Genomic DNA, 21,020 nt, shown 5'->3' on the forward strand with positions numbered 1-21,020 from the left:
CAACGTTTTATTAAAATAGACTGAACAAAAATAACACAGCATACATTCCTTAATCACACACTTTACTAGCAACAAAATTAGCAAGGACACACATGAAAAAAATAACAACCACCTTATCACTAACAGCCGCAGCCATTTTTGCATTACCTGTCAGCGCAGCAGATAAACCCACACTACTTACATCAGCTATTGTAAGTCAAAAAGACGCGCACATTACTCACTACGAAGGCGGTGATTTTCATACCTACTTTTACGGCGATACACCACTCACCAAAGGCGCTATTACGGGCGTTGCGGTTATTAAACCTAATAACGAAATACATCCCGCCCACCAGCATCCCGATGAAGAATACTTAATGATTCTTGAGGGCTCAGGTACCTGGACGCTCAATGGTAAAAGCCAACCAGCATTCACCGGAGATATTTTATTTGCAGCCCCTAATGACCTACACGGTATTTATAACAACGGCGATGTGCCGCTTAAATTTGTGGTAGTGAGATATCAGGCTAAGTAGGTTTGATTTTTTAGTTTTTAGTGAAATAGATTAAGTGAATTATGCACAAAGAGGTTAAGAGGCGCTTCGCTTTTAGAGGAAATAAAACAGCCTGATATTAGATCAGGCTGTCTTTCTTACTATAATATATTGTTTCTTAGTAATGACTAAATAAATCAAGATTTGGCTTTTTATATTTTAGTCACATCACCTTCGTAAAAGTATCCTTTGTCAAAGGCTCCATTTTTTAATGCTTTAAACTCAGCTACCTTTAAGAACTCTTTACGGCTATATCCCTTTAGTTTAGCTAAAGAGACAATAACTTCATACATATCAGCAAGCTCCTCTACTGACTTAGTATTATCCGATTCAGAGATATACTCTGAATGCTCCTCTATTAGTTTTTCATTCAGCGCTAAAAGTAACTTATTGCCTTTGAGGGCTTTAACTTTCGGTTCTCTGCCATCCTTAATGATGATATCTGGAATATTATCTCTAACTAACTTTTTAGTCCTTCTAAAGTCAGTATCGTCAGTATTTCGCTTTGCTCGATTACATTTATAACAAAGCGCTTGTAAATTTTCTTCTGAGTTAACATCAATCAATACGCCATCTTTTTCAACCTTTCCATTTTTATTTTTAAATGACTGAGGAACAATATGATCGATATCAATAGGACGAAGTGATTTTGAAATTCCACACAGCTCACATTTGCCATTCGAGCGCTTTAAAACTCTATACCTAATCGATGTATTGACTTGAGGAGAGCGTTCTATATTATTCTTTTTATAAATCCAGCTAGCTATTTTTTTTTCACATATTTCAGTTTCTTTATTTGAATTATTTAAATCAACAAAATTAGAATTTAATAAAAAGGTTTCACTTTTTCTTTCATACCTTACAACACAGTGCTTAGTAAGAGTATCTTTAGGCCATCTCATTACTATTTTTTTATAATATTCAAGAATTGATAAGTCATATCTAGCTAACGCAACAGCAAGGTCAGTCTTTGTACGTTTACCATTATTGTTAAGTAGCTCTTTGATTATTACAGGCTGATAAATTTCAGTCATTGACATTTTATCTAATAAGAAATCACTCAATTTTGATTCCATTGTTACTCCAAATATTTACTAATATGCTTAACGCTAAAAAATTTGATTAGAAAAATTAAAATAATGTTTTCCTATACGATAATACGAACGAAGTATATTCGCACATCAATACTAACTATCACCTGTCGACTTAGATACCTTCCTAGTTTTCACCTTTACCAGTGGCTTTAATTCTATATTTTTCCTCTTTTTTTAATTTATTTAGTTCAGAATCTGTTTTATATAAAACTTTCCCGCAAGGAACAAACTTAGAAGAATGTTCGAGATGTACATCTTGGTCATCAAAAAATATGTGAGCCCTAAAAGCTTTTAATATATTACTTTTCTCCACACCACCTAAGAAAAAAGCTTCATCAACATAAACTCCCCAACTTCGTAATATTTTAATAACTCGCATCTCTGATGGGCTATTTCTTGCCGTAACAATTGCAATACGGACAGGTGATAATTCTACACTCATTGGTAGGCGATCTTGTAATCTTGCTAATTTAATAAGAAACTTAGCAAATGGTCCTTCACTCATTGGAGTATCTTGCAATTTATCTTCATTCTCATGAAATGCAGTCATACCGTCATTTTTATAAACAAGCTCACTTTTTTCATCAAAAATCACTGCATCCCCATCAAATGCAATCCTAACTTGTCCATCGGGTATACTACATTTATAAGTCGGAGGAATAGACAACACAGCTGATGCGCAAGACCCACTATCAATAACCTTTTGCGCATCAAGTTGATTTGTTGTCAGAAAAAGATCTACTTCAAAAGCGTCTAAATAATCGGCACTCGACTCACCAGCAGTAAAAGCTGATCTTGTAATATTTAAATCATGTGTTCTTATTGCTTTTAATACTCGAATACCAGTCTCTGGACTATTCCTAGACATTATAACAACTTCAACAAGTGGCTTTTCACCATTTTCTTGATAAGAGTTTAGACTTAACAATGCTTTGACTAAGGGAAAACCAACACCCTCCTCCAAAGGTAAATCTTCGTTTTCTATCATATGTTTTTTATAAGTTTCCATCCCTTTATGAGGGTTTTTAGAAAACTCCTGCTCAAATAACTTGTCAGAATCTGTCAAATCGAACAAAGCAGTAGCCGAGATACCAATTACTAGGGTTTTTTCAAATGTAGTTGCCAATTTGGCCTCCAGAGAATTTAGAAAATTAACTGCTTTATTAACGGAACTTTGCTTACCATTTAATAAAAGCATATAAAAAGTCAATTACCTATATTAGTACAAAATGACAAAATGTATTGCTCAATATAAACCTTAACCTACTCTATTCATTTATAACGATCGAGAATGACTCTATACTCCTCATTTTTTCTCATTCTTTTTTCTTTGTGAAAATTTTCTAAAAAAGCGAGTATTTAAAAATATCCAGCTTTGACTACACATTACACTTTGCTTAACTTGCTTCGTTTTAAGTAAAACAAAAAAGCCCGCGCAAAAAAATAGTCTGTATAAAAATACAGACTATTTAATCTGAGGTTAATTACTTTTAGCTAGGTTTATTATTCAACCAAAGTGACCGATACATCATCTACATAAAAATCTGCAGTGAGTTCACTTGACTCAACATAAAGTAAAGCGGCGCTTTCCTGCGTTGTGATTGAATGTGTGTAAGTGCCCGAAAGCTGTACCCAGTCACCCGCGTTAACGGTAGTGACGGGGGTAAGCTCAAGGTACTCGGTGCTAGTGTGCTCTATTTGTAGCGTGAGTTTTATTCCTGGCGACACTGTTGTGCTGTCGTCAGATAACTTAACCCACGCAGATACGTTATACGTTTTACCTGCTGTAAATAAGCCTTTTACATCCTTTTGTAACCCATTCCACGTTTCAGTTCGCCCTTGTACTAAAGCGCTATTATTGCCACTGTGGGCTTGGGTTGTTTCAAGAGTTACACTTGCACTACCACGGGCTTGCCATGAATCAAGTCCGGCTTCAAAGTCGCCATTAGTTAGCAGCTCTGATGAAGGTGCTGGTTCAGCTACTTCAATTAGCTCTTTTAATGCATTAGCAAATCCTTGCAAGGCAGGCTTTGCAGTAAAGTCATTAAAAAATAACAGCGGCCATTCTATTGTCGGCTCTGGCCAGTTTTGTAACCAGCTATCCTCGTCAATTACGCCCCAAATTGTAATGCCACCGCGTTGATCTTCAGGTACCGTTTCTAAGTATGTTTTAACAATATCGTAGTAGTACTGCTTTTGTTCATCCGCTCTTTCACTGGTTAGGTAAGTTAGAGGAATGCCGCCTTCGTTGTTCATACGAACATCTAGCTCGGTAATTTTTACTTTGATTTTAGGGCGAATATCGACCACTTTTTGGAGATGTGCCTGAATGGTTGAAATATCAGGACTGTTAAGTGAAATATGAGATTGAAACCCTATACCATCAATAGGCACGCCATTGTTGTGAAAATCGTTAACCATATTGATAACAGCATCTAATTTATCTGCATTCCAAATCAGGTTGTAATCGTTATAGTATAAGTCGGCATCAGGATCGGCTGCTCTTGCTGCTTTATAGGCTAAAGACAAAAATTCAGCGCCTATATTTTCAAACCAAACAGATTCGTCAGCGCTGTCGTTTGTGGTTTTTTCACCACGGTATTTACCATTTTCCATAAACGCTTCGTTAACTACATCCCAGCTAACTACCGTATCGTTATCACCTTCTTCTTCAAAATGAGTGGCAACTTGAGTGATATGATTTTCCATCATGGTTATCCACGCGGCTTTATCACCTTGAAAACTTTGCATCCAAGGCGCAATTTGCGAGTGCCACACAAAAACATGACCATGTACCGTGAGTGAGTTGTCTTTGGCGTAGTTAACTAGCTCATCAGAATCATCGTAAAAAAATTCACCTTGGGTTGGTTGTAAATAGGTAGGCTTCATAATGTTTTCAGCAGAGAGCTGATTAAAGTGTTGTTCAATAATCGTTTTAATCTCTGGTCTGTCTATTATGCTGTTACCAAATCCACCCGCAGGAACAGCTACACCAATATTAAAATTAGGTGCTAATGCTTTTAAACTTTGTGCTGTCACTTCGCTGTATTGAACATCAGGTATTTCTTCTGCTGGTACATCGTCTAAAATAAAGCCTGAAAATTCGTCTAGGTAAATAGACTTGTTAATGTTCTCTTCTTTTGAAAAGTGAATTGCCAGCCTAACTAAAGAGTCAACTTCGGCTGTTGCGGCTGTTAATGTTATTTTTTGCCACTCGCCTGTGAGTGTTTCTTTTACTAGGCTAAGTTGGCCATAATCTGGCGCAGGTGTTTGAATCCAAAAATCGGCACTGGTTCCTTCTTCACCTTTGGCCCAAACACTAAACTCGTAATTTTTACCTCCAGTGATAGGAATGTCTTCATAAGCTATTTCAATTCCCCAAGGGTTGTCACCCAATGTATTAACAATAACCTCAGCTGCTTTGGTGCCTTTGTAAGTATTAACGCCTTCTTGCGATTCAATTATCTCTATAGTAGAAGTAGCGCTTGATTCTTGATCTGGTCTAAATACCCAATTTCCGACGGGCGTTGTTTGCCCTGTAGTGTCTTCTTCAAACCCACCATTTGCTATTTCAGCTGCTATTGGCGCTTCAGGCGCTGGAGTATCAGGGGCTACTACTTCCGGTATAGGTTCAGGCACCGGTGTATCTTTATTATCCCCCCCGCACGCCATTAATAGTGATACTAAGGTCACTAATCCGGTGTTACGAAAAATCGATTTATTCATTTTTTATTCCTTAGACTAAAGCAATAAATGAGTTGTTTTTAAACTAGGTGCAGTAAAGCCATTTGAGTGAATAAAATATGATAAGAGTATTTCTACTGCATCATCAAAATCTATTATTCAACATGACTACAACTAATTAGAAAAACAAACAGTCATTTATATTTATTATTTTAATATCTCTTCAAACGTTAATATTTACTTTGTACAAAGGTACAAATATAAATTTAAAATCATTGAGTTATAGTTAAGGTTTAAATTAAAATTTATTGTTTTATATCGTGTGTGTGAATATGCAATCATAAAATTAACCTAAAACCAACATCGTTATAGTCTAATTAACAATAAGGATCAAGGCTAAAATTTGACCCGTTTCATATTGAGTATGCTTTGAGTTTAATTTGAGTCTGATAAAAATAATTAAATAGAAGGTGTAAGTGATACTTGTGCTTGTATTACTTAGGTAAGATCAAGGTTTACCAGCTCATCGCTTAGTAAAATGACTTTTATTTGCCTCCATATAAAAATTTGCAAACAAAAAAAGCCGAGTATTTAAAAATACTCGGCTTTGACTACACAATGCGATTTACTTAACTACATCAGCAATGGTTTTAATAACTGGCTTAGGGTTTAAATTACGATCCCATAGTAATGGGTAGTTTGTTCTGTTTGGGATTGGGTAGTCGTTTTTCCACGACATACCATCGTGTAATCCCCAAAAGGTTACGCGGTCTATCTTGTCGCGCTTTGCATAAAACAATTCAAACAAGGCTTTATAACGGGCGTTTAGTTGCACCTCTACATCGCTCGGCAAGCCATTTTTGTAAGGGTCGAGGTAGGTTTCAAACTCTTCTAGCTGAAACTGTGGTTTCATCATATCGGTGCCGGTAATTTGCCCTTCTTTTGTTAAAGGCAGGACGTCTATATCAAGCTCGGTGATCATCACTTTTATACCCAGTGCGGCATATGCATCGATGGCTTTTTCAATGTATTGCATTTTAGGAAAGTTAAGCCCCCAATGCGCTTGTATGCCAATGCCATCAATGCGGATACCTTCTTTTTGCAGCATTTTGATCATGCGTATAATGCCGTCTCTTTTTTCTGGTCGCCATGCATTAAAATCGTTGTAGTAAAGCTCGGTATTAGGTGAATACTGCTGGGCGTATTTAAACGCGGCTTTTACCATAGTATCGCCATCGCCTACGCGGTTAACCCACACAGTTGGGCGATAAGAGCCATCATCAGCAATCACTTCGTTAACTACATCCCACGCATCTACTTTGTTTTTATAGCGCCCTGCTACAAGCTCTATGTGTTTGCGCATTTGCTCTAATTGCTCTGCTGGGGTATTTGGCTCATTTTTACTATTTGTAAAAAACCAGTCAGGCGTTTGGTTATGCCACACTAAGGTGTGGGCTACGGTAAACATGTTATTTTGCTTAGCAAAATCTATAAACGCATCTGCACCACTAAAATCGACCTTACCTTGCTGCGGGTAAATTACTTCTGCTTTCATGGCGTTTTCAAGAGTGACTGTATTAAATTGCTTAGCAATAATTAACTGCGCGGCTGCGTTTTTGCCTGTCACTATATCTTGGTTTACAGCAACCCCCATTTTGAATGAGTCTGCAAAGGTGTTTTTAAGAGCTTGGTCTTGTGCAGCGTTTACGCTTAATGACCCTGCAAGTAAAAGCAGGCTGAGTGTGTGTTTTTTATGCATGTGTGTGCTCCGTTGAATCGTTATTATTTTCGATAAATATCATACAACGAAAAAAATAAATGATATAGTCAAAATGACCATTAATTATAAATTAAACAAACCTGAGTAAACGTCCATGCTAAAAACACACAAAAAAATACTAAGCTTAGTTGTATTAATGCTCTGTTTTAATAAGGCAGCGCTGGCACAACAACCTCAAAACCCGCCTTTGTTAAACGCTGTAAACAACCCAAGCAATGAGCAGTCGCCATTAATAAAGGGCGTAAAACCCACACTTGTTAGTGACGAGCTTTTATTTTTAGAAGGCCCAACGTGGTCAAGCCAAGACAATGCGTTTTATTTTTCAGAAATGAACTTTGCAAGCTCGCAAGCACTTGGCCCTGATTCCACCATTTATAAATTAGTGCTGCCCAATACTCTCACCACTTATTTAAAACACAGTGGTACAAACGGATTGTATGCCAAAGGAGAGAGCCTCTATACGCTTAACCATAGTACGCAGTCGCTTTCTAAAATTAATATAAAAAGTAAAACTAATACCGTAATAGTTAGCGAATTTGATGGGCTAAGCTTTAGCTCGCCAAACGATATGACTATGCATAAAAATGGCGATATATTTTTTACCGATCCTAACTGGCAAATAGGCGAACGCACTCAACAAATGCCTTATACCGGCGTGTATAAGTTAAGTAATACGGGCACACTTAGTTTAATTGACGCTACGCTTGAAAAGCCCAACGGTGTTGCGCTCTCGCCCGATCAACGTACCCTTTATGTTGGCGACTTTAGTAACCGCGTCAGCAAATACACTATTGATGAAAACGGTGATATTTTACCGCGCGAAGACTTTATTAAAGTAACCTCGCCCGATGGCCTAAAAGTAGACTCCGCTGGCAATATTTACGTTAGCAGCCACAAAAAAGGCGTTATTAATATTTATACGCCAGAAGGTGCATTTATCGATAAAATTGAACTGGGCCCTAATGTAACCAACCTTGCCTTTGGTGGTAAAAACCGAAAAACGTTATTAATAACTACCGCTAAGGGGTTATTTACACTTGATGTAAAAATAGCTGGTTTGGCTAATTAGTTAAGCAACTTATTAAAGAGAAAGTTAAGTTTATTAGTTAAGCACAAAAACCGGTGTAACTTGGTTACACCGGTTTTTTATTATCGAGGTTTTGCTGCCTAAGCTTTTACTACTTAGGTTTTTGCTACTTAAGCACCGTTATTTTAATTAAACGTGTTGTTATAAAACTTAAAATTGCCCGATACATGCAGCATAGCTAACATATATAACGAACCATTATAGTAACGGTAGCTACCGGTTGGTTGCGATAAAGACCAAAACTCGTTAAAAAATTCATTTGCTTGCCCAGCATTTGTTGAAGCAAGTAACGCTACTGCATTCGCGGCTTTTTGACCTTCGCCTGCACAGCCTTTGTTTTGCGCACCACCGTACGAATACACTTGCTCGTAACAGTTTTTACTGTTGTTTGTTTTTGCATAACTTAAAAAGCCAAGTGCTTTATTAACTGCATTTTTATGCCACGCTTGAGCACCCATTAAATGCGCGTCTAAACCCACATTCATAATTACGCGCCATGCATCAAATTCATACCATTGACCTGGGTTTGCTTGGCCGTTAAAAATGTAGCCAATAACAGGGCTGCCATCTAAGCGCGATAAAAATGTAGGTAAGTTCCAATGCGGATTATCACTTACTTTTGTAAAATGGTTTTTGAGTAAGGTTCTACTTTTTGTGGCTACTTGTCGCCAGTAAGTTTTGTCTGCTTGGTTAGTTACGTTATTAGCAAAGTAGTCGTAAAACGCAGGTATATGGTAAGAAGGGTCTGTTAAGTTATCTAAATAAGGCGAAAAGCGGATTATTTGGTTTTCCATCAGCTTATTTTTAATTGTGTTTAACATGGTAATTGCATCGTTGTAGTAGTTAAACTCCCCCGAATTACCCCAACGAGCGGAGGCATTAAGTAGTGCAAAAGCAAAGTACTCTTCGCCATCCGGAGCGGGGCCTTCATCTACTTTATAAACAAAGCCGTTTTGATTAAGCTTTAGTTTCCACGCGTAAACGCCTTGTTTTTTAGCATCAGGGTGGTTGTCTGGATTTTTTTGATACGCTTTTGCAAAGCGCCATAGGTTATCAAATTCTTCTTGTTTATTAAGCATGACAGCAGCGGTCATTCCCCACGATTGCCCTTCTGTTCTTATATCGTCGCCTTCGTCAGGGTTTATTGCTTTTATGTAGTGTGCTTTATAAACACCGTTTTCGGTGTACGGGTAGTAAAGTTGTTGTGTATTGTTATAGCCAAACATATTGTCAAAAGTACTATTCACCTTTTGTTGTATGTTTGTTTTACCCATTTCTTGTGCGAGGTTACGGTATGCCCCTGAACTGTCGGCGCCTACACTCGATGGGTTATTATTAAATGCAGCAAGTGATTTATAGCTTATTAGTGTTAACAATAAAGTTGTTATTTTAAAAAATACTTTCATGTTTATCCTCTTTATTTGAATTATATTAGCGTGCAAATTTAATATAGTCTTTTTGACCATTTGATCAAGGTATTCTCAAAACTATTTATCTGTTTTATAAACTAAGAGAAATGTGTGAGGTGCTTAAGAAATGCTTAAATATAAAAGGCCGCTTAAAAAAGTAGCCTGAATCGACATGAATTGTGCTAAAAAGCGTATTTATTAGTTATTTATTAATTGCTACTTTTTTAACCCTTTACCCGTTGCAGCCCAATAAATTCCGCCATAAATATGCTCGGTTAAAAACTCACTTTTATACACCGCATTAGTATGCCCAAGGGCTGTATAAAATGATCGACCTCCATCGTAATTGTGATACCACGAAATAGGATGAAACGCCCCCATACCTGAGCTTGTTTTGTTATTACCCCAATCGGCAGTTGGGTTGTAACTTTGCTCATCAACCGTGAGTAAGTAGTTTAACTTAGTGAGCTCTGGCCCAAACTCATACCACTCGTCTGTCCAAAGCATCTCCGGCGGCATATGGTTTAAGCCAATAAAGCGAGTATTAGGCACTTTACTTAATACACCAGTTTGAATAACAGGATGAATGTTAAAGGTGCGCCCCACCAACTTTTGATACCACGGCCAATCGTATTCGGTATCTGATGCGCTATGAATGCCAACAAAGCCTTTGCCTGCTTTTACAAATCGCTCAAGCGCGGCTTGCTCTTTTGGGTTTAAAATATCGCCCGTGGTTGATAAAAATACCACTACATCAACATTTTTTAAGTAATCGTCGTTAAAATAATGGCTTTCTTCGTGCCAAATTAAGTTAAAAAAGTGCTTATCGGCTAAGCCTTCTAGCGCTTTAACGCCTTCGGTTTGCGACTTATGGTGCCACCCTGCAGTTTTTGTAAATAGCAGCACATTAAATTGCTTTTTAGGGAGGGTATCAAACCCTGTAGCATGACTTTTTTGCACTGTTGCCATACTCAGCGCCAATACAACAAAGCTTAATAGCCAACCTTTATATGCGAATCTAGGTAAAGAACAAGACATAGTAATCCTATTTAAAATGAACAAACATATTAGCCGTTAGCCGCCCTGTTTGTGGACACGACGAAATATCGGTAGATGTATTAAGTAAACTGGTGTGCAGCAAATACCCAGGAAACACAATAAGTCTATTTGACTTATATTCTATGTGCTTATAGCACTCAAATTCACTGTGCTGTGTGGTGCAATAACTAGGCTTTGCATTATCTAATTCAAGGTACTTCTGAGCATATGTTAAATACGTGTTTTTGCGCTTTGAGCTTATTGTTTCAAACCCTGTTTTTTTATGTCTAAAAAATCCAGTGCCGCCGTGCGCTCCCTCTCCAAGGTAATGAATAATGGCAATTAAGTTTGGATCGTTTGTATCAAAGTGTGGCAAGGTTTGTATTGGTGATAGCTGCCGCTCCGTTTTAGTAATTAACGATAGGGTATTATCTTTTGGGTATGGGGTAAGTGTTTGCCCAATGTTAAATACGTTATAAAACCCCTGTATAAGAGGCTTTAGGTAATCAACCACACATTGCTTTGGCAGCGGCATGCGTAAACCTGGGTATTGAGTGAGTTCGTCGGGTTTAAACTCCCCATTACTTTGAGCAGCACTTTGCGTTAGGTTTATAAGTTTTTGCGGCACACTTAGGTAGTCGTCAATTATAATAATTGGCGTTTGCTCTTGCCCTATAAACTCATATTGCGGCTGTAAGTTATTGCCAAGTGTTAGCATAATACTTACTTAGCCTTGCAATAATGATTAATAAAATCAATGTGACTCGGTAAGCTATTTGCTTTTTTAGCCACATGATTTTTTATTGATTCTAAAAATCGTTTAAGCTCATCATCGCTCATACTGTCTACAATTGGGTGATAATTTTGCGGCAGTAGACCTTGCCCTAACATCACTTGTAACCACGATGCTTCGCCAAATAGCTCTTGCTCTACTTTATATACATGCCCACTTTGCTTAAATAGCTCAATGCGTTTGGCAAGCGACTCTGGAATTGGCATGTTTTTACAGTAACGCCAAAAGTCGCTGTCGGTGCGCTGCGTTACGTAGTAATGAAGCACAATAAAGTCGCGAATGTTTTCGGCTTCAAAGCGCATTTTGTTATTAAAGTCATCTTGATAGCACGACTCGATTGCTTTGGTTGGCATGTTTTGCATTAATCTTATAATGCTTTGCTGAATTAAATGAATACTGGTTGATTCCAGCGGTTCAATAAAACCGCTTGCTAAGCCAATAGCAACACAGTTTTTGTTCCAATGTTTACGCCGTGTACCGGTGCGGTATTTAATAACGCGCGGCTCATTAATAGGTTTGCCTTCTACGTTATTGAGGAGCGCTGTTTTGGCCTCATCATCGCTCATGTATTTACTGCAAAACACAAAACCATTACCACGGCGGCTTTGCAGCGGTATTTGCCACTGCCAACCACATTTATGCGCCATTGCACGTGTGTATGGCACTATTGGGCTTACTAATTCTGTTTGTACTGCAACGGCACTGTCGCACGGGAGCCAATGGCTCCAATCTTCGTATCCGGTGTGTAGCGCTTGCTCTATTAATAAACCTTTAAAGCCGGTGCAATCTATAAATAAATCGCCCTCAATAATTTGCCCGTCAACTAAAGTAAGCGATTTTATAAAGCCATTGGTGGGCTCTAAATTAACTTTGCTTATCATGCCTTCTATACGTTTAGCGCCGTTTTGCTCTGCAAAATTTCGTAAAAATTTAGCGTACAAACCGGCATCTAACTGATAAGCATGGTTACGGTCTTGATTCGGCACTACGGCAAATTTACCCAAGCGACTTGCTACGTGCTCTGTGCAATAGTCGCCAATATCGGCTGCAACACCTTGTTGCATACCTTTTAGCCAAAAGTGCTGAAAACCTGCAGCCCAACAGCCTTGTCCAACATAACCAAATGAGTGAAAGTAGCTTTGTTGGTTTTGTTTCCAACCCTCAAACGATATGCCTAATTTGAACGTGGCGTTAGTGGCTGCCATAAATTCTGATTCGCTGATTTTTAGTAAATCATGAAATATATGCAGCGTAGGAATAGTTGACTCCCCGACCCCTACGGTAGGAATTAAATCGGATTCAACTAAGAACACTTCAATATTTTTACCTAGTAGCTTTGCCATTGCAGCGCTACACATCCAACCGGCGGTTCCGCCACCTGCTATTACGATTTTTTTAATTGCATTTTGATTCATATTTCAAACCTTACAAGTACGCTTAGCGTCTTAATTTATTTTGTAATTCGGCTCTTAATTTACGCGCTGCAAGCTCATCCATTGGCTTTGCTAAAATAGCCTGTGCAGGCTCTGGGATGTAAGTAAATTCGTTATCGGAAAATACGTAGTAATTAAACAAACGTTGCCATGCTGCGCGCTCATGCTTTGGTAAATTACGTATGTTTAAAATAGCAAGGTGCAACGCATTAGTAGGCTGACCATAAACCGCAGGCGTATTTTTAAACCAATAATTAAACAGTATATTTAAGCTGCCAAGCCCCTCTACTTGGTGCCACCACATGCTGGGCAATATAAGGGCATCGCCGGCTTCAAGATCAACGGTAATTGCCGCTTTTATTGCCTGCTCAAACTTAGGAAACTGCTCAAAGTTAGGTGCAGTTGTAGTGGTTAAGCTTATTGGCTGACCACCGGGTGCTTTATCAAGCGGACCTATATATAAATTGTCTATTTGATCGGGGGCAAATAAAGTAAAACGCCTTTTACCTGCAACGCAACATGCTAAATTTTGCGCTACGTCGTAATGTGCTGGTACGGTAACTTTTCCGCCTGCCCATACATTAAATAAACAGCCTTCGTTTAATGCGTTAACGTGGCAGTGATTAACCAAACCAGGTAAGCACTGTGCAATGCTAGTTGAGCCAATGTATAAAGTGTCGGCTTGTGGGTTATTTGCACTTTGCATTATTTGCTCAAGCGCACTAATAAATGCCGCTTGTTGATTAGTAAAGTTAAAACCGCTCATATCGGGGTTATACCCTACAACCCCGCTTTGACTGGCGGGTATTGTGCAAGTATTAACTAAAAAACCTTCGTAAAACGGTGTTAAATAATCAATTGCAGCTGCATCAGATTCTTTAGCGGCAATAACGAGGGGCCAATCGCTTACAAACCCTTTTAGTACAATAGGCACAGACGAGTTTAAAAACTCTTTGGGCAAGGTGCTGGGAGTTAAGCCACTCAGCGTTTGAATTTTATTTTCTAAATTTTCCATAGTTAAGCACTTACACAGCGTGCTTTTGTAGCATAAGTTGCTCGTTTTTAAGCGCGACTAAATCACGTACATGTACTTGCGAGGCAATGACCATGTATATACACGCTAAATACCCTTGCGAGTGCAGCTGCGCAATTGCATCGCTACTTAGTTGGTTAAGCGTGTCTTCGTTTATGGTGTAAAAGCCGAGTAAGTTATGTTTAATCCCGTTTACTAAATCAAGCTCTAGGGATACCGACTCAAGTAAACCATGTTTAATTAAGGTTTTAATAAAGGGCTGGTTTTGTTGTAAACCATGATGCAGGTTGTCGAGCACATTTATTACGTTTTCGAGATAATCGCTATTCCCGCCGTGTTCTAAAAATAAGTTAATACCCTGCTTTGTTGATACTTTTGGTGAATCTAAATCAATGCTAAGCATGCGCTCTTGCGTTGCTACACCGTTTTGCATTGTATTTTGAGTAGCAATAGCAAAAGGCAGTCGCTGCATACTTAACGGAATGTAGTGTGCTTGCCATTGCTGGTTTACTAAAAATAAATTTTCGTCTTTATTTATGCCGTACAAACACACCGGCGAAAATGTATTTGTTGTATCGTCCTTGGTAAAAAATATTGGATAATGTGCTTGAGCGACTCTAAATTCGCTCACAAATGTTTCGCTATACCAAACTCCGTCACCTAAGTGTGTGCTGCGTGCAGGGTTTATTTTTAAATGCTGATGCTCAACATTATTTAATAATGCATGATTGGCCATGGATTGTGTGCTCCAATTGTTGTTGTGTGCCTTTACTTACTGTTACGAATCGAATGTAACAAATAAGTTAAATTCATATTGACTATAACAGCTGGGTATTATTATTACTAGGTTAATTTAGGCAAATAAAAAGCCGCAAAAAGCCGCAAAATGCGGCTTTTATAAGGTTGCTACAAGGGTAATTTATTAAAAATTATAACGAACACCTAAACCATAACGAGAGCCAGTTTGAGTGATGTTATAAATTAGCTCTTGCTTGCGCCCGTACGATGTTACGTACTCATCAGTAATGTTTATACCTTCAATAAATACGGTAAGTCCCTCTACTGCCGGTACTTCGTAACTTACGTTAAAGTCTATTTGGTAATACTCATCGGTGTAAATTGGTGCGGTTAAATCGCCATTTACACGACGCTCATTTAAAAACGAGTCGCGCCAGTTATACGCAATACGCGCTTGTAAGCCTTCTTTATCGTAAAAGAACACCACGTTTGCCGTGTCACTTAACCCTACTAGTGCTTCTGTATCCTCTAGTGAGTCGTTGTCGTATTCAAGGCCTGAGTCAACCATAGTGTAGTTAAAAATACCGCCAAAACCTGACTCACCAAATAAATGCTGAATATTAAATTCAAAGCCATCAATAGTGTATTCTTGGTCGCCATTTACAGGCACGTTTATTCTAAAGTTAATTGGATCATCTGAGTCTGGGTCACCAACAATTGTGCCACCGTCTAATTCACCATCTTCATCAAAATTAGGCTGCACATTTGGATCATCAGCAAAGTTTTCAAAAATGTAATTTCTGATGTCTTCGTTAGATGCATTACCACCTAGTGCACTTGATGCAGCTCTAAATTTTTCACCATTTAATGGGTCATATAAGTTAAATATATTTGAGTCGATAGTGCCTGTAGTGATCCAATTTGTTACGTCTTTTTTAAAGTAACCAAACGAAATATAACTTCCTTCGTCGTAATACCATTCACTTGATAAATCGTAGTTAATTGATTCAAGCGGTTTAAGACCTGGATTACCAGAGCCACCCGAATAACCACTTAAACTACCCCCGGTATTAATAGTTGTACCGCCTTGCAGCTGACCGTAGCCCGCTCTTGAAATAGTTTTACTCGCTGCTGCACGGATCATTACATCTTCAACAACTTCAATATTAAAGTTAATATTAGGTAGGAATTGACTGTAATCTGCCGATTGGCTTAGCGTTTCAATACCGGTAACACCGGTTACTGATGTGGCTGTATCTTCGTTCCACTCTACGCGGCTGTAACCGGGTGCGGTTGCTTTAGAAAATACGTCTGTTTTTTCGTAGCGTAAGCCAATTTGCAGGTCGAAGAACATGCCGCTCAATTCACCTTTGTAGTTTACTTGTGCAAAAGCAGATTGCGTTTTTTCTTCAGTAAAGCGGTTTGTTGCTGCATCCCAGTCGGTTGAAGCACAAAATTGTCCTTCGCCGTTTGGTCCTGCCGCTGCGCCGTCGGCTGCTTTACAATCACCATAAAGGTTATCTACGTTGGCAATAGGATCTGCGTACTCTGCTGCATTTACAATCGCATCAAAGTCAGCAAAAAAGATTGTATTAAATAAATCGTATTCGCCTTGTGTTGCAGTGCCTTCAAAGTTACCCGCTTTAGCTTGAAACTTATCTAAAATAGTATCTTGGCGCCAATCGATATCAGCAAAGTCGCCCTCAACACCAACTCCACCCCAATCTGGGCGCTGCACTTGTGTATGACGATAATGGTTGTTTACTTTATTAACTGCAACGCCAAAATCAATACTTAAACTGTCGTCTAAGAAGTACTTACCTGAGATTTGTGTTTGATCGATTTCTGAATCGTATTTGTCGTTTGCAAACCAGCTACCCGATAAACGCATGGTTTCTGGGGTAAAATTTTCAATGTTACCAATAGCAATACCAGGTAAGTCGCCGGTTAAATCAAGCCCGGTACGTGAACGTGTGTACGATGGTAACTGAATATTGTTACGTGTACCGTGGCGTGGATCAGTTGCTTTCATTGATGCTTTTGAACTGTGGTGATCAAACTCTAGGTTAAGCTGATCAGACACTGCCCATTCTAGATTAAAGCCTAATGAATCTGTTTTTTCTTCGCGACCCCAAGAACCTACCGTAAGCGACGTATCGCGGAAATCGGCATCACTTTGAATGTCATAAATTTCTGAGTAAATAAGTGGATACGCGTTAGGCTCGCCCGCCCAAACAGATTCACTTCTGTCGCCAGCGTAGTTAAACCATACTGAGGCATCCGTATGCTGCTCTTCAATAGTTGTTTTAAAGCCGGTGTAATCAAGGGTTGCTGTAATATTTTCAACAGGTTGATATTGAAATACTAACTGCCCATTTACACGTTCACGTTGGCGCTCTTCAAACACATAACGTGGTTGTTGCGGGTTTGAGTAAATACCTGATGTAGGCCTGTTTGCTCCGCCCTCTGCGCCTGCAGGTACACCGCCCCATCCTGTATTTGTGTAATCAGATGCTCTGTAGCCTTGATCTTGAATAAACTGCTGCATACCGCTTTCACGGTCTTGGTAGCTACCTGAAATCGAAATACCAAACTTGTCATCCCCAAATGTTTGCGAATATAAACCGCTTACCTCTGGTGTAATGCTACCCTCGTCGGTTGATTGATCGTCTACAGCTTTTACGCCAAACGATGCTTTTATACCTGGGCTATTTAAAGGTCTGTTTGTTGTTAAGTTTATAGTTGCGCCAATGCCACCTGAGGTAACACTTGCGTCTGATGTTTTATAAACTTGCACGCCCGATACGCTTTCAGATGCGACATTTGCAAAATCAAATGTGCGGTCACCTGTTGTATTTGGAAGTTGGCGGCCATTAATAGTAATTAAGTTATTAGCAGGTCCAAATCCACGTACTGTTACGCGGCTACCTTCACCGCCCGCTCTATCAATTGATACGCCGGTAATACGTTGTAGCGATTCAGCAAGATTGGTATCAGGAAATTTCCCCATATCCTCAGCCGAAATTGCATCGACAATACCAGAAGAGTCGCGTTTAACATCCATAGAGCGTTGCAATGAACCTCTAATGCCGGTTACTTGTATTATTTCTACATCTTCATCGGCAACAGTTTCGGCAGCGTAGCTTTGGTGAGGAAGCGTAACGGTACCCATTGCAGCGAGTATGGCTGTTGAAATTATCTTTTTCTTAAACATCATGATGCCTTTTTCTTATTTAATTATTATTGACGTACTGCAAGACTTTAAGAATTACTCGAAACATAATTGTAAACTATTTGTTTCATTTTACGGTCAATAAATAATTATTGTGTGTGTATGTTTTAAACGTTTTACAAAGACCACAACCAGTTTTAAACATGTGCTACTTAACTAAAAACCGTTAAATAACAGCACGTTTATGCTAATTCTTTGTGCTAATTTTTTGCTTTAAAATATTTTCATTTTGTCATATGTCCTCAGCTTCCTCTTATTTTGACCATTAACAATAAAAATTAATGGTCATATTGACTATATCTTTTTTATGCAAATAAAAGCTTAAGCTTTGCTTACGCAGATAATTTGCAATGTTTGTAACTATTTTTACTAAGCGTGTTCATATGGGCTTATTGTTTGAATTTTTCCGTTTGAGTCGTGTTCGAGCTTAGCCATTTTCATACTGCGTAAATGGGTTTGCCCGCCCGACAACGTGCTGTCGTGATAAAATAAAAACCAATCACCATTGTGTTTAACAATTGAGTGATGCGTGGTCCAACCTAGTACTGGGTTTAAAATAACGCCCTGATAGGTAAATGGTCCGTATGGGTTATCGCCTGTTGCGTATACAATTTTGTGCGTATCACCCGTTGAATACGAAAAGTAATAAACACCATTGTGTTTGTGTACCCAAGGGCCTTCAAAAAAGCGGCGGTTATTATCGCACACTGTAATTGGCGAGCCGCTTTTATCGAGTACAGCAACTTCTTTTACGTCTTCGCTTAGGCTGATCATATCTTCAGATAATCTTGCTACACGCGCAGGGATTGCAGGTTCACCATTTTTGGGATAGGTGTCTTCATTGTTAAATTCGCTCGTTTGCCAATTTTGTAATTGCCCGCCCCACAAGCCACCAAAATACAAATAATGGCTTGAGTCGTCATCTTCAAATACAGCTGGGTCGATACTAAACGTCCCTTGAATGTAATCATCTTCTGCTTTGAATGGACCTGTTGGGCTGTCACTTTTTGCAACGCCAATTCTGAAAATACCTTGCTGATCACGCGCCGGAAAATAAAGGTAATACTGACCAAGTTTATGCGCTGCATCGGGTGCCCACATTTGCTTGCTTGCCCATTTTACGTCATCTACACAAAGTGCTACGCCATGATCTATGGCTTTGCCTGAGCTTTCCTCAAGGGAAAACACATGGTAGTCGCGCATTGCAAAGTGGTCGCCGTTATCATTAATTTCATTTTTTGATTCAATATCGTGCGATGGATAAATATACACTTTGCCGTTAAACACATGCGCAGACGGATCGGCGGTATACATGTGATCAACTAACACATTATGATTTTGTATTAACGAGTTGGCTCGTTGTAGGTCTTTTAACTGTTTAAGTTCAGCGTCACTTAATCCATTAGATGGGGGTGCTGCTTGTGCTGTATTTTGCATTGTTACTCCTAGTATTGCCTGCCCACTTTGCACTTGTAAAAGGTGCAAAGTGGGCTGCTAAATTAGTTTATGGTTTTGTTATCAGCCAGTTGCGTTTGAATGCGCTTTACTTCAGGCTCGGTAAGTTTGTAACGTGTTATAAAAATTAAACATGCCACGGTACAAATTACTGGAATGCCAGCAAAGGCGAGTAAAATGCCTGATAACGTGTGTTCTGATTGTTCTTGATTAGGCACGTATGCGTACCCTGATAATATCCAGCCAGCAATCGCACCGCCGATTGCAAAGCCTAATTTTATTGCTAATAAATGGCCCGAAAACGTAACTGCGGTTAATCTACGGCCAATTTTTAATGCGCCGTAATCAACCGTATCTGCCACCATTGAGAACATGATTGGGGTAATTATCATGTGAGCAAAGTTAGCAATAAAGTAGACAATAAAAATGGTGACTATGGCGTCGCTCTCAAGTACGTAAAACATGCTGTGAGAAATAATTACGACCACTAAAGCGACTATAAATAGCGTTTTCTTTTCAATAAATTTGGTTAAAAAGTTGGTAGACACAGCGCCGAGTACTGAGCCAATTGCTGAGAGTGTTAAAAAGTTAGAAGTAAGCGAGGCTTCTCCTACGTAGTACTTAATATAATGCGGTGCTACTGAGGCTCTAACGCCAATTAATATTAATGTTGCTAGGCTTATAACAGCTATAACAACCCATTGATCGTTTTTAAATAAGCTTAAAAATTCAAGGAAGGCATTCTTTTTACTTTGCGCGGGTTTAACTTGTTTGGTTTCTTTGGTCATTTTAAAACACAGTAAAAAACAAGTCGCAGCAAGTCCGCCTAAAAACACCATTGCTAGCGGGTAACCTACTACATCATCACCGTCGCCAAAAAAAGCAACCAGCTTAGGCAGCGCCCATACAATTACAAGCAGCGCTGCCATTGCCATTGCAAATCGGTATGACTGAAGCGATGCACGCTCTTTAGGGTCGTTTGTCATTACTGCGCCAAGTGCGCCGTACGGTATATTAATGGCGGTATAACATGTCATTAAAAGTCCGTAAGTAAAGTAGGCATATATAAGCTTGCCCGTAGAATCAAAATCTGGGGTTATGAATGCTAAGCAAGCAAACACACCGTAAGGCACGGCTAAAAATAATATATATGGGCGGTAAGAGCCCCAACGGCTGCGCGTTCTATCGGCAATGCTGCCCATTATAGGGTCGGTAATACCATCAAATAAACGAACCGCTAATAATAAGGTACCCGCAGCGGCTGCAGATAAACCGTAAACATCGGTATAAAATATCAACATAAAGTTAGCGACCATTTGAAATACAATATTACTGGCTGTATCACCAAGGCCGTACCCTATTTTTTCTTTAATTGTGAGTGTGTGTTTTGTGTTGTTCATGTGTGCTCAATTTTCAATGCAAATCGATATAGTCAAAAATACTATATGTATTTTTAGCGCATGTAAACATTTATGTTACATTTTTAATTTGCTAGTAATGTATTTAATACACGACGCTAATTAGCCGTTAAATTTACTAACATACAAAGGTATTATCCGTTCAATAAAAAACCAATACCAAACCAAAGTCGAATATCGGCGTGAACGCGTAAAAACAGGTACAGTTTATAAAGTGAGTAATTAAATAGATGTGATTGTTTTAAATAGGAATTATAAAAGCTTTTTATTTGCGCTTTACCCACCTTTTATAT

The 21,020-nt window shown here is 38.9% G+C and carries 15 protein-coding genes; 2 read left to right on the top strand and 13 right to left on the bottom strand.

Features of this window, described 5'->3' with window-relative positions; translation table 11 throughout:
* The first annotated feature begins 92 nt into the window (after positions 1-92).
* Entirely contained in the window at positions 93-515 is a 423-nt protein-coding gene (locus WNY98_RS08740; protein ID WP_342877655.1) for a cupin domain-containing protein, read from the top strand.
* Positions 516-685: 170 nt separating this feature from the next.
* Here WNY98_RS08740 and WNY98_RS08745 read toward each other — a convergent pair whose 3' ends face one another.
* From WNY98_RS08745 to WNY98_RS08760, 4 genes are all read right to left on the bottom strand, one after another.
* Positions 686-1,609, bottom strand: coding sequence for an HNH endonuclease (locus tag WNY98_RS08745; protein WP_342877656.1), 924 nt, complete (start codon positions 1,607-1,609; stop codon positions 686-688).
* 142 nt (positions 1,610-1,751) lie between these two features.
* Positions 1,752-2,753 carry a 5'-nucleotidase gene (locus WNY98_RS08750; protein WP_342877657.1) on the bottom strand — a complete coding sequence of 334 codons (1,002 nt, stop codon included), beginning with the start codon at positions 2,751-2,753 and terminating at the stop codon, positions 1,752-1,754.
* Positions 2,754-3,130: 377 nt separating this feature from the next.
* Entirely contained in the window at positions 3,131-5,353 is a 2,223-nt protein-coding gene (locus tag WNY98_RS08755) for an endo-1,4-beta-xylanase (RefSeq protein WP_342877658.1), read from the bottom strand.
* 583 nt (positions 5,354-5,936) lie between these two features.
* The gene (locus WNY98_RS08760; protein ID WP_342877659.1) at positions 5,937-7,070 is read right to left on the bottom strand and encodes an endo-1,4-beta-xylanase; all 1,134 of its coding nucleotides are present in this window, start codon (positions 7,068-7,070) and stop codon (positions 5,937-5,939) included.
* 115 nt (positions 7,071-7,185) lie between these two features.
* On the opposite strand from WNY98_RS08760, the gene WNY98_RS08765 reads away from it, so the two are divergent.
* Positions 7,186-8,160 (top strand): SMP-30/gluconolactonase/LRE family protein, encoded by a 975-nt coding sequence (locus WNY98_RS08765; protein WP_342877660.1) that lies wholly within the window; start codon positions 7,186-7,188, stop codon positions 8,158-8,160.
* Between the two features lie 143 nt (positions 8,161-8,303).
* On the opposite strand, the gene WNY98_RS08770 is transcribed toward WNY98_RS08765, so the two are convergent.
* The 9 genes from WNY98_RS08770 to WNY98_RS08810 form a co-directional block, all read right to left on the bottom strand.
* Positions 8,304-9,584: a glycosyl hydrolase family 8 gene (locus WNY98_RS08770; protein WP_342877661.1), complete on the bottom strand. Its 1,281-nt coding sequence runs from the start codon at positions 9,582-9,584 to the stop codon at positions 8,304-8,306.
* A 219-nt stretch (positions 9,585-9,803) separates the two neighbouring features.
* Positions 9,804-10,625, bottom strand: a complete 822-nt coding sequence (locus WNY98_RS08775) for a ThuA domain-containing protein (protein ID WP_342877662.1) — start codon at positions 10,623-10,625, stop codon at positions 9,804-9,806.
* 7 nt (positions 10,626-10,632) lie between these two features.
* Positions 10,633-11,343 carry a DUF6445 family protein gene (locus tag WNY98_RS08780; RefSeq protein WP_342877663.1) on the bottom strand — a complete coding sequence of 237 codons (711 nt, stop codon included), beginning with the start codon at positions 11,341-11,343 and terminating at the stop codon, positions 10,633-10,635.
* A gap of 5 nt (positions 11,344-11,348) precedes the next feature.
* Positions 11,349-12,833: a tryptophan halogenase family protein gene (locus WNY98_RS08785; RefSeq protein ID WP_342877664.1), complete on the bottom strand. Its 1,485-nt coding sequence runs from the start codon at positions 12,831-12,833 to the stop codon at positions 11,349-11,351.
* Between the two features lie 22 nt (positions 12,834-12,855).
* On the bottom strand, positions 12,856-13,866 hold the full coding sequence (locus tag WNY98_RS08790) for a cupin-like domain-containing protein (RefSeq protein ID WP_342877665.1): 1,011 nt from the start codon (positions 13,864-13,866) through the stop codon (positions 12,856-12,858).
* 10 nt (positions 13,867-13,876) lie between these two features.
* On the bottom strand, positions 13,877-14,620 hold the full coding sequence (locus tag WNY98_RS08795) for a SapC family protein (protein ID WP_342877666.1): 744 nt from the start codon (positions 14,618-14,620) through the stop codon (positions 13,877-13,879).
* A gap of 186 nt (positions 14,621-14,806) precedes the next feature.
* Complete coding sequence (locus tag WNY98_RS08800; RefSeq protein ID WP_342877667.1) at positions 14,807-17,836, bottom strand: TonB-dependent receptor; 3,030 nt, start codon at positions 17,834-17,836, stop codon at positions 14,807-14,809.
* A 387-nt stretch (positions 17,837-18,223) separates the two neighbouring features.
* The gene (locus WNY98_RS08805) at positions 18,224-19,291 is read right to left on the bottom strand and encodes a glycoside hydrolase family 43 protein (RefSeq protein WP_342877668.1); all 1,068 of its coding nucleotides are present in this window, start codon (positions 19,289-19,291) and stop codon (positions 18,224-18,226) included.
* Positions 19,292-19,353: 62 nt separating this feature from the next.
* Positions 19,354-20,709: an MFS transporter gene (locus WNY98_RS08810; RefSeq protein ID WP_197117547.1), complete on the bottom strand. Its 1,356-nt coding sequence runs from the start codon at positions 20,707-20,709 to the stop codon at positions 19,354-19,356.
* Positions 20,710-21,020: the final 311 nt, after the last annotated feature.

Source organism: Pseudoalteromonas sp. AS71 (assembly GCF_038900275.1).
GTDB lineage: Bacteria > Pseudomonadota > Gammaproteobacteria > Enterobacterales > Alteromonadaceae > Pseudoalteromonas.